This window comes from Xenorhabdus sp. KJ12.1 (assembly GCF_963876495.1).
GTDB lineage: Bacteria > Pseudomonadota > Gammaproteobacteria > Enterobacterales > Enterobacteriaceae > Xenorhabdus > Xenorhabdus stockiae.
Genome location: NZ_CAWNQH010000087.1, coordinates 10287 through 25262, shown reverse-complemented (window position 1 = coordinate 25262; position 14976 = coordinate 10287). Strand labels below are relative to the sequence as shown.

Below are 14976 nucleotides of genomic sequence, written 5' to 3'. Positions count from 1 at the left end.
GAAAACAACTTGTACTGGCGTTGAAATGTTCCGCAAACTGCTGGACGAAGGCCGTGCGGGTGAGAACGTTGGTGTTCTGCTGCGTGGTACTAAGCGTGATGATGTTGAGCGTGGTCAGGTTCTGGCGAAACCAGGTTCTATCCACCCACACACTCAGTTCGAATCTGAAGTGTATATCCTGAGCAAAGATGAAGGTGGCCGTCATACTCCATTCTTCAAAGGTTATCGTCCACAGTTCTACTTCCGTACAACTGACGTAACCGGAACTATCGAACTGCCAGAAGGCGTTGAGATGGTAATGCCAGGTGACAACATCAACATGGTAGTTAATCTGATTGCTCCAATCGCAATGGATGAAGGTCTGCGTTTCGCAATCCGTGAAGGCGGTCGTACTGTAGGTGCAGGTGTTGTTGCTAAAGTTATTGCTTAATCTTTGATTAGCAAAAAATTCTAAAAAAGAGGAGCGAAAGCTCCTCTTTTTTTGTGCTATCGAAAAAATAGGAGCTTTATTTTTCATTGAAATAAAGAATAAACAACAATTGAAATGAGAGTGATTAACATTTACAATTTGACAATATACTTTATTTTATAGCTATAACCGCTGTTGAACCTAATTAACTTCGTTAATCAGTACACAACTAGTTATAACATTATAAATAGTTAGAAGAGTGTTCCATGTATATTTGTCTCTGCAACGCAATAAGTGATAAAGCCATACGTAATGCTGTCAGACAGCAGAATGTTCGTTCTATCAGAGAGCTGAAAAACTTTGTGCCTGTGGGGAGTGATTGTGGAAAATGTGTACGTCAGGCCCGCGAAATAATCAATGAAGAAATCTCCTTGCTTCCCCCTATAATTAATGTTGCTTAAAATAAGCACAATTGTCTTGCAATTACTCTGTTTAATTAGTACTACACTGTAAGTACTGGAAGCGGAGGAATTGATTATGAAAGGTGATAAAAAAATAATTGCCCATCTTAATAAACTTCTTGGTAACGAACTTATCGCCATAAACCAGTATTTTTTACATGCCCGTATGTTTAAAAACTGGGGGTTAGTGCGCCTGAATGATGTTGAATACCGTGAATCTATTGAAGAAATGAAACATGCAGATAAATATATTGAGCGTATTTTATTTCTGGAAGGTATCCCAAATTTACAGGATTTAGGCAAACTCAATATCGGTGAGGATGTCGAAGAGATGTTACAATCCGATCTGACGTTGGAATTACGTGGTGCTCAGGATATGAGAGAGGCAATTGCATATGCTGATTCAATCCACGACTATGTAAGCCGGGATTTAATGATTGAAATTCTTGCAGATGAAGAAAATCATATAGACTGGCTGGAAACACAACTCGATCTGATTAAACGAATGGGTATGCAAAACTATATCCAGGCCCATATTATTGAAGAAGAATAGAATTATGCTAACGCCCTGTAAATACATATAGGGCGTTCATTTCTGACTATTTTTACCTGCCTTTATTATTTATCTGAATAAATTTCATCCTTGTCTTGCATTGTGAAGTGATTCACGTATAATGCGCGGGCTAACCTACTTCGTAGGCTGATTTTTATCAGTGTGAGCGGTAATTACCGCCATATTAAAATACTCCCGATATGGGGGTTATATATTGAACGATTACACTCCCCCATCAATCGAAATGGGTGTGAGGAGTAATTATTTACGTTTATAAAATAGTTGGAGCTCTGGTCTCATGCAGAACCAAAGAATCCGTATCCGCCTGAAAGCATTTGATCATCGTTTGATCGATCAATCAACTGCGGAAATCGTAGAGACCGCTAAGCGCACTGGTGCGCAGGTTCGTGGTCCGATCCCGCTGCCGACTCGTAAAGAGCGTTTTACCGTTCTGATTTCTCCGCACGTTAATAAAGACGCGCGTGATCAGTACGAAATTCGCACTCACAAACGTCTGGTTGACATCGTTGAGCCAACCGAGAAAACCGTTGATGCTCTGATGCGTCTGGATCTGGCTGCCGGTGTAGACGTGCAGATCAGCCTGGGTTAATCAGGTCATTGAGCGATTGAGAGGTTGAAACAATGATTGGTTTAGTCGGTAAAAAAGTGGGCATGACTCGCATCTTCACTGAAGAAGGCGTTTCAATCCCTGTAACTGTTATCGAAATCGAAAATAACCGTGTAACTCAAGTTAAAAACGAAGAGACTGACGGTTATCGTGCAATTCAGGTAACGACTGGTAGCAAAAAAGCAAGCCGCGTTAACAAACCTGAAGCAGGTCATTTCGCTAAAGCTGGCGTTGAAGCTGGCCGTATCCTGCGTGAATTCCGTCTGTCTGAAGACGATGCAGAATTCACTGTGGGTCAAAGCATTAGTGTTGAAATTTTCGCTGACGTTAAAAAAGTCGACGTTACTGGTACATCTAAAGGTAAAGGTTTCGCGGGTACTGTTAAACGCTGGAACTTCCGTACTCAGGATGCTACGCACGGTAACTCCCTGTCTCACCGTGTTCCGGGTTCTATCGGTCAGAACCAGACTCCGGGCAAGGTGTTCAAAGGTAAGAAAATGGCAGGCCAACTGGGTAATGAGCGTGTAACCGTTCAGAGCCTGGATGTAGTACGTGTTGACGCAGAGCGCAACCTGCTGCTGGTCAAAGGTGCTGTACCTGGTGCAACCAACAGCAACCTGATCGTAAAACCGGCTGTCAAGGCGTAACGTCGAGGAGATAGGAATGGAATTGGTATTGAAAGACGCGCAAAGCGCGCTGACTGTTTCCGAAACTACCTTCGGGCGTGATTTCAATGAAGCGCTTGTGCATCAAGTAGTTGTTGCGTATGCAGCTGGTGCTCGTCAAGGTACTCGTGCTCAGAAAACTCGTGCTGAAGTTTCTGGTTCAGGTAAAAAACCATGGCGTCAAAAAGGCACTGGCCGTGCGCGTTCTGGTTCAATTAAGAGCCCAATTTGGCGCTCTGGTGGTGTAACTTTCGCAGCGAAACCACAGGACCACAGTCAAAAAGTTAATAAAAAGATGTACCGCGGTGCCCTGAAAAGCATCCTGTCTGAACTGGTACGTCAAGATCGTCTGATCGTTGTCGAGAAGTTCTCTGTTGAAGCACCTAAAACTAAGCTGCTGGCACAGAAACTGAAAGAGATGGCTCTGGAAGACGTGCTGATCATCACTGGTGAAGTTGATGAGAACCTGTTCTTAGCAGCTCGCAACCTGTACAAAGTTGACGTCCGTGATGCTGCGGGTATCGACCCAGTAAGCCTGATCGCCTTCGACAAAGTGGTTATGACTGCTGAAGCTGTGAAGCAAGTTGAGGAGATGCTGGCATGATCCGTGAAGAACGTCTGCTGAAAGTACTGCGCGCGCCGCACGTATCTGAAAAAGCTTCTACAGCGATGGAAAAAACTAACACCATCGTTCTCAAAGTTGCGAAAGACGCGACTAAAGCAGAAATCAAAGCTGCTGTGCAGAAACTGTTTGAAGTCGAAGTTGAGGTTGTGAACACTTTGCTGGTTAAAGGTAAAGTTAAACGCCACGGTCAGCGTGTTGGTCGTCGTAGCGACTGGAAAAAAGCTTACGTCACCCTGAAAGAAGGCCAGAACCTGGACTTCGTTGGCGGCGCTGAGTAAGTCGGAGGAGTAAAGAACAATGGCAATTGTTAAATGTAAACCTACGTCTCCGGGCCGTCGCCACGTTGTTAAAGTGGTTAACCCTGAGCTGCATAAGGGCAAACCTTATGCTCCGCTGTTAGAAAAAAACAGCAAAACTGGTGGTCGTAACAACAATGGTCGTATTACCACTCGTCACATTGGTGGTGGCCATAAACAGCACTATCGTCTGATTGACTTCAAACGTAACAAAGACGGTATCCCTGCTGTTGTTGAGCGTCTGGAATATGATCCAAACCGTTCAGCAAACATCGCGCTGGTTCTGTATAAGGACGGCGAACGTCGTTACATTCTGGCTCCTAAAGGCCTGAAAGCTGGCGATCAAATCCAGTCTGGTGCAGATTCTGCAATCAAAGCTGGTAATGCTCTGCCAATGCGCAACATCCCGGTTGGTTCTACTGTTCACAACATAGAAATGAAACCAGGTAAAGGTGGCCAGCTGGCTCGTTCAGCAGGTGCTTATGCTCAGATCGTTGCGCGTGATGGTTCTTATGTAACCCTGCGTCTGCGCTCTGGTGAAATGCGTAAGGTACTGGCTGACTGCCGTGCTACTTTAGGTGAAGTTGGTAACGCAGAACACATGCTACGCGTTCTGGGTAAAGCTGGTGCAAGCCGCTGGCGTGGTATCCGTCCTACCGTTCGTGGTACGGCGATGAACCCAGTTGACCATCCACACGGTGGTGGTGAGGGTCGTAACTTTGGTAAACACCCTGTAACTCCATGGGGCATCCAGACCAAAGGTAAGAAGACCCGTAGTAACAAACGTACTGATCAATACATCGTACGTCGCCGTTCTAAAAAATAATTAGAGGATAAACCATGCCACGTTCTCTCAAGAAAGGTCCATTTATTGACCTGCACTTGCTGAAGAAGGTAGAGAAAGCGGTGGAAAGCGGAGACAAAAAGCCTATTAAGACTTGGTCCCGTCGTTCAACGATCTTTCCTAACATGATCGGTTTGACCATCGCTGTCCATAATGGTCGTCAGCATGTTCCAGTTTTTGTTTCCGACGAAATGGTTGGTCACAAACTGGGTGAATTCGCGCCGACCCGTACTTATCGCGGCCATGCGGCCGATAAAAAGGCTAAGAAGCGCTAAGGTAGGAGGAAGAGATGGAAACTATCGCTAAACATCGCCACGCTCGTTCTTCTGCTCAGAAGGTTCGCCTTGTGGCTGACCTGATCCGCGGTAAGAAAGTGTCGCAAGCTCTGGAAACTCTGACCTATACCAACAAGAAAGCTGCTGGTTTAGTGAAGAAAGTACTTGAGTCTGCTATTGCTAACGCAGAACACAACGATGGCGCTGACATCGATGATCTGAAAGTTGCGAAAATTTTCGTAGACGAAGGTCCAACCATGAAGCGCATTATGCCTCGTGCCAAAGGCCGTGCAGATCGTATCCTGAAGCGCACCAGCCACATTACTGTGGTTGTGTCCGATCGCTGAGACTCTGGAGACTAGCAATGGGTCAGAAAGTACATCCTAATGGTATTCGTCTGGGTATTGTCAAACCTTGGAACTCTACCTGGTATGCGAATACCAAAGAATTCGCTGACAACCTAGACAGCGACTTTAAAGTTCGCCAGTACTTGAATAAAGAACTGGTTAAAGCATCTATTTCACGTATCGTTATCGAACGTCCTGCGAAAAGCATCCGTGTGACTATTCACACTGCTCGTCCAGGCATCGTAATCGGTAAGAAAGGTGAAGACGTAGAAAAATTGCGCAAAGCTGTAGCGGACATCGCTGGCGTTCCTGCGCAGATTAATATTGCCGAAGTGCGTAAACCTGAACTGGACGCAAAACTGGTTGCTGACAGCATCAGCTCACAGTTGGAACGTCGTGTTATGTTCCGCCGTGCTATGAAACGTGCTGTACAGAACGCAATGCGTCTGGGCGCTAAAGGCATCAAAGTGGAAGTAAGCGGCCGTCTGGGCGGTGCTGAAATCGCGCGTACTGAATGGTATCGTGAAGGTCGTGTACCTCTGCACACTCTGCGTGCAGATATCGACTATAACACTTCAGAAGCGCACACCACTTATGGTGTAATCGGCGTTAAGGTATGGATCTTCAAAGGTGAGATCCTGGGTGGTATGGCTGCTGTTGAACAGGCGGAAAAACCGGCTGCTCAACCTAAAAAGCAGCAGCGTAAAGGCCGCAAGTAAGGAGAGTCGCTGATGTTACAACCAAAGCGTACGAAATTCCGTAAAGTGCATAAAGGCCGTAACCGCGGTCTGGCTGCCGGTGCGGATGTTAGCTTCGGCACTTTCGGTCTGAAAGCTGTGGGCCGTGGTCGTTTGACTGCTCGTCAAATCGAAGCGGCACGTCGTGCTATGACCCGTGCAATTAAGCGTCAAGGTAAAATCTGGATCCGTGTGTTCCCAGACAAACCAATCACCGAGAAGCCACTCGAAGTGCGTATGGGTAAAGGTAAAGGTAACGTAGAGTATTGGGTTGCCTTGATCCAGCCTGGTAAAGTCCTGTATGAGATGGACGGTGTGTCTGAAGAGCTGGCCCGTGAAGCGTTCAAGCTGGCGGCAGCGAAACTGCCTATCAAAACCACCTTTGTAACTAAGACGGTGATGTAATGAAAGCACAAGAGCTGCGCGAAAAAAGCGTTGAAGAGCTGAACACTGAGCTGCTGAACCTGTTACGTGAACAGTTTAATCTGCGTATGCAGGCGGCAAGCGGCCAGCTGCAACAGTCTCATCTGTTGAAACAAGTGCGTCGTAATATTGCACGCGTTAAGACTTTACTGACTGAGAAGGCGGGTGCGTAATGACCGATAAAATCCGTACTCTGCAAGGTCGTGTTGTTAGCGACAAAATGGAAAAATCCATTGTTGTTGCTATTGAACGTAAGGTGAAACACCCACTGTATGGTAAATTCATCAAGCGTACGACTAAGTTGCACGTACATGACGAGAACAATGAATGTGGAATTGGTGATGTAGTGGAAATCCGCGAAACCCGTCCACTGTCTAAGACTAAATCTTGGACCTTAGTTCGCGTTGTAGAGAAAGCGGTTCTATAATAGGGCGCTATCTCATAAGAAATAAACGGCTCAAAAAATAACAGGGCCGTTTATTTTTCTGTCCATCGCGAAGATGTGGTGTTATAATGCCGCGCCCTCGTAGTGTGGGATATTAAAACGGCTTCTTTAAAAATAAAGTGGCTCAGTAGTAGTTGACATTTAGCGGAGCACTAAAATGATCCAAGAACAGACTATGCTGAACGTGGCCGACAACTCCGGTGCACGTCGCGTAATGTGTATCAAGGTTCTAGGTGGCTCGCACCGTCGATACGCACATGTCGGTGATATCATCAAGATCACCATCAAGGAAGCGATTCCTCGTGGTAAAGTCAAAAAAGGTGATGTCCTGAAAGCGGTAGTGGTGCGCACCAAGAAGGGTGTTCGTCGCCCGGACGGTTCTGTCATTCGCTTCGATAGCAACGCTTGCGTATTGTTGAACAACAATAGTGAGCAGGTTATCGGTACGCGTATTTTTGGGCCGGTAACTCGTGAACTTCGTAATGAAAAGTTCATGAAAATTATCTCTCTGGCACCTGAAGTACTCTAAGGAGCAGGCAATGGCAGCGAAAATCCGTCGTGATGACGAAATTATCGTGCTGACTGGTAAAGACAAAGGTAAGCGCGGTAAAGTAAAACAGGTTCTTTCTTCTGGTAAAATTATCGTTGAAGGTATCAATCTGGTTAAAAAACATCAGAAGCCAGTTCCGGCTCTGAACCAACCAGGTGGCATCGTTGAAAAAGAAGCAGCAATTCAGGTTTCTAACGTTGCAATCTTTAATGCAGAAACCGGCAAGGCTGACCGTGTAGGTTTTAGATTCGAAGACGGCAAAAAAGTACGTTTCTTCAAATCTAACAACGAAACTATCAAGTAATTTGGAGTATACGATGGCGAAACTGCATGATTACTACAAAGACGAGGTAGTCCAGAAACTGATGAGTCAGTTTGGTTACCATTCTGTCATGCAAGTCCCTCGGGTCGAGAAGATCACCCTGAACATGGGTGTTGGTGAAGCAATCGCTGACAAGAAACTGCTGGACAATGCAGCAGCTGATCTGGCAGCAATTTCTGGTCAAAAACCACTGATCACCAAAGCACGCAAGTCAGTTGCAGGCTTCAAAATCCGTCAGGGCTATCCAATCGGCTGTAAAGTAACCCTGCGTGGCGAACGCATGTGGGAGTTCTTTGAGCGCCTGATTTCTATTGCTGTACCACGTATTCGTGACTTCCGTGGCTTGTCCGCTAAGTCATTTGATGGTCGCGGTAACTACAGCATGGGTGTTCGTGAGCAAATCATCTTCCCTGAAATCGATTACGATAAAGTGGATCGTGTACGTGGTTTGGATATTACCATTACCACTACTGCGAAATCTGATGATGAAGGCCGCGCACTGTTGGCTGCGTTTAACTTCCCGTTCCGCAAGTAAGGCAGGGTATTCATGGCTAAGCAATCAATGAAAGCACGTGATGTAAAACGTGCGAAATTAGCTGAGAAATTCTTCGCAAAACGCGTTGAACTGAAAGCGATCATCTCTGATGTAAACGCATCTGATGAAGACCGTTGGAATGCTGTTCTCAAGCTGCAAACACTGCCACGTGATTCCAGCCCTTGCCGTCAGCGTAACCGCTGCCGTCAAACTGGGCGTCCGCATGCATTTTTGCGGAAGTTTGGGTTGAGCCGTATTAAAGTCCGTGAAGCCGCTATGCGCGGTGAAATCCCGGGCCTTAAAAAGGCTAGCTGGTAATTGTCACCAATTGAATCACGGGAGTAAAGACAGATGAGCATGCAAGATCCGATCGCGGATATGCTGACCCGTATCCGTAACGGTCAGGCCGCGAATAAAGTTGCGGTCACCATGCCTTCCTCCAAGCTGAAAGTGGCAATTGCCAAAGTGCTGAAGGAAGAAGGTTATATTGAAGATTTTAAAATCGAAGGCGACACCAAGCCAGAACTGGAAGTTACTCTGAAGTACTTCCAAGGTAAGGCTGTTGTAGAAAGCATCCAGCGTGTAAGCCGCCCAAGTCTGCGCATCTATAAGAAAAAAGATGAGCTGCCACAAGTTATGGCTGGTTTGGGTATCGCTGTTATTTCTACCTCTAAAGGTGTAATGACTGATCGTGCAGCTCGCCAGGCTGGTCTGGGTGGCGAGATTCTCTGCTACGTAGCTTAATTCGGGAGGAAAGAATGTCTCGTGTTGCAAAAGCACCCGTCGTCATTCCTGCCGGCGTAGAGGTTAAACTCAACGGTCAGGTTATTTCGATTAAGGGTAAAAACGGCGAATTGAGTCGTGAAATCCACAGCGCAGTTGAAGTTACACATGCAGATAGTCAGCTGACTTTCGCTCCACGCGAAGGTTTTGCAGATGCTTGGGCACAGGCGGGTACAACTCGTTCTCTGCTGAATGCAATGGTTATCGGTGTTAACGAAGGCTTCACTAAGAAGCTCCAACTGGTAGGTGTTGGTTACCGTGCAGCAGTTAAAGGCAATACTGTTAGTTTGTCTTTAGGCTTCTCGCATCCGGTTGAACATCAACTGCCTGCAGGCATTACTGCGGAATGCCCATCACAAACTGAAATCGTACTGAAAGGTGCTGATAAGCAGGTGATTGGTCAGGTTGCGGCAGATCTGCGTGCCTATCGTCGTCCTGAGCCATATAAAGGCAAGGGTGTTCGTTACGCCGATGAAATCGTGCGTACCAAAGAGGCTAAGAAGAAGTAAGGTAACACTATGGATAAGAAAGCAGCTCGTATCCGTCGTGCGACCCGCGCACGCCGCAAGCTCCAGGAACTGGGTGCAACTCGCCTGGTGGTACACCGTACCCCTCGCCATATTTATGCGCAGGTTATCGCACCAAATGGTTCTGAAACTCTGGTGGCCGCTTCTACAACAGAAAAAGCTATCAGTGAACAACTGAAATTCACTGGAAACAAAGAAGCCGCAGCAGTAGTTGGTAAAATTGTTGCTGAACGTGCTCTGGAAAAAGGTATCAAAAACGTATCCTTTGACCGTTCTGGTTTCCAATATCATGGTAGAGTCCAGGCACTGGCAGATGCTGCCCGTGAAGCTGGCCTTCAGTTCTAAGGTAGAGGTGTAAGATGGCTCACATCGAAAAACAAGCTGGCGAACTGCAGGAAAAGCTGATCGCGGTAAACCGCGTATCTAAAACCGTTAAAGGTGGCCGTATTTTCAGCTTTACAGCACTGACTGTAGTTGGTGATGGTAACGGTCGCGTTGGTTTTGGCTACGGCAAAGCACGCGAAGTTCCGGCAGCGATCCAGAAAGCGATGGAAAAAGCACGTCGCAATATGAAAACCGTCGCACTTAACAGCGGCACCCTGCACCACCCAGTGAAAGGCGCACACACCGGTTCCCGCGTGTTCATGCAGCCTGCTCATGAAGGTACAGGTATCATCGCAGGTGGTGCGATGCGTGCTGTTCTGGAAGTAGCTGGAGTTCGTAACGTACTGGCTAAAACCTATGGTTCCACTAACCCAATCAATGTGGTTCGTGCAACCCTGGATGCTTTAGACAGCATGAAGTCTCCAGAAATGGTCGCAGCTAAGCGTGGCAAATCCGTCGAAGAAATTCTGGGGTAATGACCATGGCTAAGACTATCAAGATTACACAGGTCCGCAGTTCAATCGGTCGTTTGCCTAAGCATAAGGCAACTCTGACTGGTTTAGGTCTGCGTCGCATTGGTCATACTGTTGAACGCGAAGATACACCAGCGGTTCGCGGTATGGTCAACTTGGTTTCCTATATGGTTAAAGTTGAGGAGTAACAGATGCGCTTAAATACTCTGTCTCCGGCTGAAGGTGCCAAGCACGCACCTAAACGTGTAGGTCGTGGTATCGGTTCTGGTCTGGGTAAAACTGGCGGCCGTGGTCACAAAGGTCAGAAATCTCGTTCTGGCGGTGGCGTACGTCGTGGTTTCGAAGGCGGCCAGATGCCTCTGTACCGTCGTCTGCCAAAATTTGGCTTTACTTCACGTAAGGCAATGATTACAGCCGAAATCCGTCTGTCTGATTTTGCTCGTGTTGAAGGCGATGTTATCGATCTGAATGCACTGAAAGCTGCTAACATTGTTGGCCCTCAAATTGAGTTCGCGAAAGTTATGCTTTCTGGCGAAGTCAATCGCGCAGTAACTGTGCGTGGCTTGCGTGTTACTAAAGGCGCCCGTGCTGCAATTGAAGCTGCTGGCGGTAAAATTGAGGAATAAGTAACAGATGGCTAAACAACCAGGATTAGATTTTCAAAGTGCTAAAGGCGGATTAGGTGAGTTAAAACGCAGACTTTTGTTTGTTATTGGAGCTCTGATTGTTTTCCGTATTGGCTCTTTTATTCCAATCCCTGGTATTGATGCCACTGTGCTTGCCAAATTGCTCGAACAGCAAAGAGGCACCATCATTGAAATGTTCAACATGTTCTCTGGTGGTGCTTTAAGCCGTGCTTCTATCTTTGCACTGGGTATAATGCCGTATATTTCTGCATCTATTATTATCCAGTTGCTGACTGTGGTTAACCCCCGTTTAGCAGAGATTAAGAAGGAAGGGGAAGCTGGTCGTCGTAAGATCAGTCAGTACACCCGTTATGGCACATTAGTGCTGGCAATATTCCAGTCAATAGGTATTGCAACTGGGTTGCCGAATATGCCTGGGATGCAAGGGCTGGTTATTAATCCAGGTTTTGCGTTCTATTTCACGGCTGTTGTAAGTTTGGTCACAGGAACTATGTTCTTGATGTGGCTAGGCGAGCAGATTACTGAACGAGGTATCGGCAACGGTATTTCAATCATAATCTTTGCTGGTATCGTTGCGGGCCTTCCGCCAGCAATTGGTCACACCATCGAGCAAGCTCGGCAAGGCGATCTGCACTTCCTCCTGTTGCTGTTGGTTGCAGTCTTAGTGTTTGCAGTAACCTTCTTCGTTGTTTTCATGGAGCGTGGTCAACGTCGTATCGTTGTTAACTATGCCAAACGTCAACAAGGTCGTAGAGTTTTTGCAGCACAAAGTACACATTTACCGTTGAAAGTGAATATGGCTGGGGTTATCCCTGCAATTTTTGCTTCCAGTATTATTTTGTTCCCTGGTACTATAGCCTCTTGGTTTGGTAGCGGAGCAAACTGGAATTGGTTGACAACTATTTCTATGTATTTGCAGCCAGGTCAACCGCTTTATGTGTTATTGTATGCATCTGCAATCATCTTCTTCTGTTTCTTCTATACGGCTTTGGTGTTCAATCCAAGAGAAACGGCAGATAACCTGAAGAAGTCCGGTGCATTTGTACCAGGAATTCGTCCGGGAGAGCAAACGGCTAAGTACATCGATAAAGTAATGACTCGTCTAACCTTAGTTGGTGCGTTATATATTACTTTTATCTGCTTAATCCCGGAGTTCATGCGTGATGCAATGAAAGTTCCATTCTATTTTGGTGGTACTTCCCTACTGATTGTAGTCGTCGTCATCATGGACTTTATGGCTCAAGTGCAAACTCTGATGATGTCGAGTCAGTATGAGTCTGCATTGAAGAAGGCAAACCTGAAAGGATATAACCGCTAATCGGTTTGCTTGAGAAGTTACGGAGAGTAAAAATGAAAGTTCGTGCTTCCGTCAAGAAATTATGTCGTAACTGCAAAATCGTTAAACGTAACGGTATCGTTCGTGTGATTTGCAGTGCAGAGCCTAAGCATAAACAGCGCCAAGGCTAATTAATCGCATATTTTTCTTGCAAAGTTGGGTTGAGCTGGCTAAATTAGCCAGCCAATCTTTTTATCTGACAGCAACATTATTTGAGTATCCTGAAAACGGGCTTTTCAGAATGGTGTTGCAGTGAATAAATATTGTAGGAGTGCATAGTGGCCCGTATAGCAGGCATTAACATTCCTGATCAGAAACATACTGTAATCGCATTAACTTCGATTTACGGTATCGGTAAAACCCGCTCACAGGCTATCTGTGCAGCAACGGGTATTGCTGAAAATGTTAAGATCAGTGAGCTGTCTGAAGAGCAAATTGACAAGCTGCGTGACGAAGTTGCTAAATACGTTGTAGAAGGTGATTTGCGTCGTGAAGTAACCCTGAGTATCAAACGTCTGATGGATCTTGGTTGCTATCGTGGTTTACGTCATCGTCGTGGTCTGCCGGTTCGCGGTCAGCGTACTAAGACCAATGCACGTACCCGTAAGGGTCCGCGTAAGCCGATCAAGAAATAATCGGGGTATTGAATAATGGCAAAAGCACCTATTCGTGCACGTAAGCGTGTAAGAAAACAAGTCTCTGACGGTGTGGCTCATATCCATGCTTCTTTCAACAACACCATCGTTACTATTACTGATCGTCAGGGTAACGCTTTGGGTTGGGCAACTGCCGGTGGTTCCGGTTTCCGAGGTTCTCGTAAATCTACTCCGTTTGCAGCTCAGGTTGCAGCAGAACGCTGTGCTGAAGCAGTAAAAGAATACGGAATTAAGAACCTGGAAGTTATGGTTAAAGGACCTGGTCCGGGCCGTGAGTCAACTATTCGCGCACTGAACGCGGCTGGTTTCCGCATCACTAATATTACTGATGTGACTCCGATCCCTCATAACGGTTGTCGTCCACCGAAAAAACGTCGCGTTTAATACGTCTTCGTTTTTAGGATTGTTGGAGAAAGAAAATGGCAAGATATTTGGGTCCTAAGCTCAAGCTGAGCCGTCGCGAGGGTACAGACCTTTTCCTGAAGTCTGGCGTTCGCGCGATTGACACCAAGTGTAAGTTAGAACAAGCACCAGGCCAGCACGGCGCACGCAAACCGCGTCTGTCTGACTACGGTGTTCAGTTACGTGAAAAACAAAAAGTTCGTCGTACTTACGGTGTTCTGGAACGTCAATTCCGTAACTACTATAAAGAAGCTACTCGTCTGAAAGGCAACACAGGTGAAAACCTGCTGGCTTTGCTGGAAGGTCGCTTAGATAACGTCGTTTATCGTATGGGTTTTGGCGCGACGCGTGCTGAATCACGTCAGATGGTGAGCCACAAGGCTATCATGGTAAATGGTCGCGTTGTTAACATCGCTTCTTATCAGGTATCCCCGAATGACGTAGTCAGCGTTCGTGAAAAAGCGAAAAAGCAGGCTCGTATTAAGGCAGCTTTAGAGCTGGCTGAGCAGCGTGAGAAACCAACTTGGTTGGAAGTTGATGCTGCGAAGATGGAAGGTGTGTTCAAGCGTAATCCTGAACGTACTGATCTATCCGCTGACATTAACGAACACCTGATCGTCGAGCTTTACTCTAAGTAAAGCTTAGCACCAAAGAGAGGACACAATGCAGGGTTCTGTGACAGAGTTTCTAAAACCGCGCCTGGTAGATATCGAGCAAGTCAGTTCGACGCACGCCAAGGTGACCCTTGAGCCATTAGAGCGTGGCTTTGGCCATACTCTTGGCAACGCACTGCGCCGTATTCTGCTTTCGTCTATGCCGGGTTGTGCGGTGACTGAGGTTGAGATTGATGGTGTACTGCATGAGTACAGCACCAAAGAAGGTGTACAGGAAGATATCCTGGAGATTCTCCTCAATCTGAAAGGGCTGGCGGTGAAAGTTCAGGGCAAAGATGAAGTCATCCTTACCTTGAATAAATCTGGCATTGGCCCTGTGACTGCAGCCGACATCATCCATGATGGTGATGTCGAAATCGTCAAGCCGCAGCACGTAATCTGCCATCTGACTGACGAAAGCGCTTCCATTAGCATGCGTATTAAAGTTCAGCGCGGTCGTGGTTATGTGCCGGCTTCTGCCCGAATTCATTCGGAAGAAGATGAGCGCCCTATCGGTCGTTTGTTAGTAGATGCTTGCTATAGCCCAGTAGAGCGTATTGCCTACAATGTTGAAGCAGCTCGTGTAGAACAGCGTACTGACTTGGATAAGCTGGTTATCGAGATGGAGACTAACGGTACAATCGATCCTGAAGAGGCGATTCGCCGTGCAGCTACTATTCTGGCTGAACAACTGGAGGCTTTCGTTGATTTACGTGACGTACGTCAACCAGAAGTTAAAGAAGAGAAGCCTGAATTTGATCCGATACTGCTGCGCCCTGTTGACGATCTGGAATTGACTGTCCGCTCTGCTAACTGCCTTAAGGCAGAAGCTATCCACTACATCGGTGATCTGGTACAGCGTACTGAGGTTGAGTTACTTAAAACACCTAATCTGGGTAAAAAATCTCTTACTGAGATTAAAGACGTACTGGCTTCACGTGGACTTTCTCTGGGCATGCGCTTGGAAAACTGGCCACCAGCAAGTATTGCTGATGAATAA

Annotated in this window: 30 protein-coding genes; all 30 read left to right on the top strand. The window is 46.6% G+C overall.

Translation table 11 applies throughout. The features are described 5' to 3' along the window. Nucleotides 1-430 (top strand): EF-Tu C-terminal domain-related protein (locus AACS92_RS15980; RefSeq protein ID WP_241538027.1); only part of this gene is annotated, 430 nt, incomplete at its 5' end. Nucleotides 431-675: 245 nt separating this feature from the next. Beyond that, nucleotides 676-870, top strand: coding sequence for a bacterioferritin-associated ferredoxin (gene bfd / locus AACS92_RS15975; RefSeq protein WP_099111751.1), 195 nt, complete (start codon nt 676-678; stop codon nt 868-870). A gap of 76 nt (nt 871-946) precedes the next feature. Then, entirely contained in the window at nt 947-1423 is a 477-nt protein-coding gene (bfr, locus tag AACS92_RS15970) for a bacterioferritin (protein ID WP_099111750.1), read from the top strand. 298 nt (nt 1424-1721) lie between these two features. Then, entirely contained in the window at nt 1722-2033 is a 312-nt protein-coding gene (gene rpsJ, locus AACS92_RS15965) for a 30S ribosomal protein S10 (protein WP_001181005.1), read from the top strand. Between the two features lie 32 nt (nt 2034-2065). Then, entirely contained in the window at nt 2066-2698 is a 633-nt protein-coding gene (rplC, locus tag AACS92_RS15960) for a 50S ribosomal protein L3 (protein ID WP_099111749.1), read from the top strand. Nucleotides 2699-2714: 16 nt separating this feature from the next. Continuing rightward, nucleotides 2715-3320, top strand: coding sequence for a 50S ribosomal protein L4 (gene rplD / locus AACS92_RS15955; RefSeq protein WP_099111748.1), 606 nt, complete (start codon nt 2715-2717; stop codon nt 3318-3320). Further along, the gene (gene rplW, locus AACS92_RS15950) at nt 3317-3619 is read left to right on the top strand and encodes a 50S ribosomal protein L23 (protein ID WP_099111747.1); all 303 of its coding nucleotides are present in this window, start codon (nt 3317-3319) and stop codon (nt 3617-3619) included. Before rplD ends, rplW begins: the two co-directional genes overlap by 4 nt. Before the next feature lie 19 nt (nt 3620-3638). Then, nucleotides 3639-4463, top strand: coding sequence for a 50S ribosomal protein L2 (gene rplB, locus AACS92_RS15945; protein WP_099111746.1), 825 nt, complete (start codon nt 3639-3641; stop codon nt 4461-4463). Nucleotides 4464-4477: 14 nt separating this feature from the next. Continuing rightward, nucleotides 4478-4756, top strand: coding sequence for a 30S ribosomal protein S19 (gene rpsS / locus AACS92_RS15940; protein ID WP_011148791.1), 279 nt, complete (start codon nt 4478-4480; stop codon nt 4754-4756). Nucleotides 4757-4770: 14 nt separating this feature from the next. Beyond that, on the top strand, nt 4771-5103 hold the full coding sequence (gene rplV, locus AACS92_RS15935; RefSeq protein ID WP_038240485.1) for a 50S ribosomal protein L22: 333 nt from the start codon (nt 4771-4773) through the stop codon (nt 5101-5103). Nucleotides 5104-5120: 17 nt separating this feature from the next. Beyond that, nucleotides 5121-5822: a 30S ribosomal protein S3 gene (gene rpsC / locus AACS92_RS15930; protein ID WP_010847482.1), complete on the top strand. Its 702-nt coding sequence runs from the start codon at nt 5121-5123 to the stop codon at nt 5820-5822. Nucleotides 5823-5834: 12 nt separating this feature from the next. After that, nucleotides 5835-6245 (top strand): 50S ribosomal protein L16, encoded by a 411-nt coding sequence (gene rplP / locus AACS92_RS15925; protein WP_036773456.1) that lies wholly within the window; start codon nt 5835-5837, stop codon nt 6243-6245. Then, entirely contained in the window at nt 6245-6436 is a 192-nt protein-coding gene (gene rpmC, locus AACS92_RS15920; RefSeq protein ID WP_010847484.1) for a 50S ribosomal protein L29, read from the top strand. The genes rplP and rpmC overlap by 1 nt, the downstream gene beginning before the upstream one ends. Next, the gene (gene rpsQ, locus AACS92_RS15915; protein ID WP_010847485.1) at nt 6436-6690 is read left to right on the top strand and encodes a 30S ribosomal protein S17; all 255 of its coding nucleotides are present in this window, start codon (nt 6436-6438) and stop codon (nt 6688-6690) included. The genes rpmC and rpsQ overlap by 1 nt, the downstream gene beginning before the upstream one ends. Nucleotides 6691-6865: 175 nt before the next feature. Next, on the top strand, nt 6866-7237 hold the full coding sequence (rplN, locus tag AACS92_RS15910; RefSeq protein ID WP_010847486.1) for a 50S ribosomal protein L14: 372 nt from the start codon (nt 6866-6868) through the stop codon (nt 7235-7237). Between the two features lie 10 nt (nt 7238-7247). Beyond that, complete coding sequence (rplX, locus tag AACS92_RS15905) at nt 7248-7562, top strand: 50S ribosomal protein L24 (RefSeq protein WP_099111745.1); 315 nt, start codon at nt 7248-7250, stop codon at nt 7560-7562. Between the two features lie 13 nt (nt 7563-7575). Beyond that, nucleotides 7576-8115 (top strand): 50S ribosomal protein L5, encoded by a 540-nt coding sequence (gene rplE / locus AACS92_RS15900; protein ID WP_004246952.1) that lies wholly within the window; start codon nt 7576-7578, stop codon nt 8113-8115. Between the two features lie 12 nt (nt 8116-8127). Beyond that, complete coding sequence (rpsN, locus tag AACS92_RS15895; protein ID WP_010847489.1) at nt 8128-8433, top strand: 30S ribosomal protein S14; 306 nt, start codon at nt 8128-8130, stop codon at nt 8431-8433. Nucleotides 8434-8466: 33 nt separating this feature from the next. Further along, entirely contained in the window at nt 8467-8859 is a 393-nt protein-coding gene (rpsH, locus tag AACS92_RS15890; RefSeq protein ID WP_099111744.1) for a 30S ribosomal protein S8, read from the top strand. A gap of 14 nt (nt 8860-8873) precedes the next feature. After that, nucleotides 8874-9407, top strand: coding sequence for a 50S ribosomal protein L6 (gene rplF / locus AACS92_RS15885; protein WP_099111743.1), 534 nt, complete (start codon nt 8874-8876; stop codon nt 9405-9407). Between the two features lie 9 nt (nt 9408-9416). Next, entirely contained in the window at nt 9417-9770 is a 354-nt protein-coding gene (rplR, locus tag AACS92_RS15880; RefSeq protein ID WP_012990483.1) for a 50S ribosomal protein L18, read from the top strand. 14 nt (nt 9771-9784) lie between these two features. Continuing rightward, nucleotides 9785-10285, top strand: coding sequence for a 30S ribosomal protein S5 (gene rpsE, locus AACS92_RS15875; protein ID WP_015836271.1), 501 nt, complete (start codon nt 9785-9787; stop codon nt 10283-10285). A 5-nt stretch (nt 10286-10290) separates the two neighbouring features. Then, complete coding sequence (rpmD, locus tag AACS92_RS15870; RefSeq protein ID WP_008913894.1) at nt 10291-10470, top strand: 50S ribosomal protein L30; 180 nt, start codon at nt 10291-10293, stop codon at nt 10468-10470. Between the two features lie 3 nt (nt 10471-10473). Then, nucleotides 10474-10908: a 50S ribosomal protein L15 gene (gene rplO / locus AACS92_RS15865; RefSeq protein WP_099111742.1), complete on the top strand. Its 435-nt coding sequence runs from the start codon at nt 10474-10476 to the stop codon at nt 10906-10908. Between the two features lie 7 nt (nt 10909-10915). Continuing rightward, nucleotides 10916-12247, top strand: coding sequence for a preprotein translocase subunit SecY (gene secY, locus AACS92_RS15860; protein ID WP_099111741.1), 1332 nt, complete (start codon nt 10916-10918; stop codon nt 12245-12247). 32 nt (nt 12248-12279) lie between these two features. Further along, nucleotides 12280-12396: a 50S ribosomal protein L36 gene (gene rpmJ / locus AACS92_RS15855; protein ID WP_012768118.1), complete on the top strand. Its 117-nt coding sequence runs from the start codon at nt 12280-12282 to the stop codon at nt 12394-12396. Between the two features lie 147 nt (nt 12397-12543). Continuing rightward, nucleotides 12544-12900, top strand: coding sequence for a 30S ribosomal protein S13 (gene rpsM, locus AACS92_RS15850; protein ID WP_086955014.1), 357 nt, complete (start codon nt 12544-12546; stop codon nt 12898-12900). A 15-nt stretch (nt 12901-12915) separates the two neighbouring features. Further along, nucleotides 12916-13305, top strand: coding sequence for a 30S ribosomal protein S11 (gene rpsK, locus AACS92_RS15845; RefSeq protein ID WP_002919257.1), 390 nt, complete (start codon nt 12916-12918; stop codon nt 13303-13305). A 35-nt stretch (nt 13306-13340) separates the two neighbouring features. Next, nucleotides 13341-13961, top strand: a complete 621-nt coding sequence (gene rpsD / locus AACS92_RS15840; RefSeq protein ID WP_099111740.1) for a 30S ribosomal protein S4 — start codon at nt 13341-13343, stop codon at nt 13959-13961. Nucleotides 13962-13986: 25 nt separating this feature from the next. After that, nucleotides 13987-14976 carry a DNA-directed RNA polymerase subunit alpha gene (locus tag AACS92_RS15835; protein WP_038269634.1) on the top strand — a complete coding sequence of 330 codons (990 nt, stop codon included), beginning with the start codon at nt 13987-13989 and terminating at the stop codon, nt 14974-14976.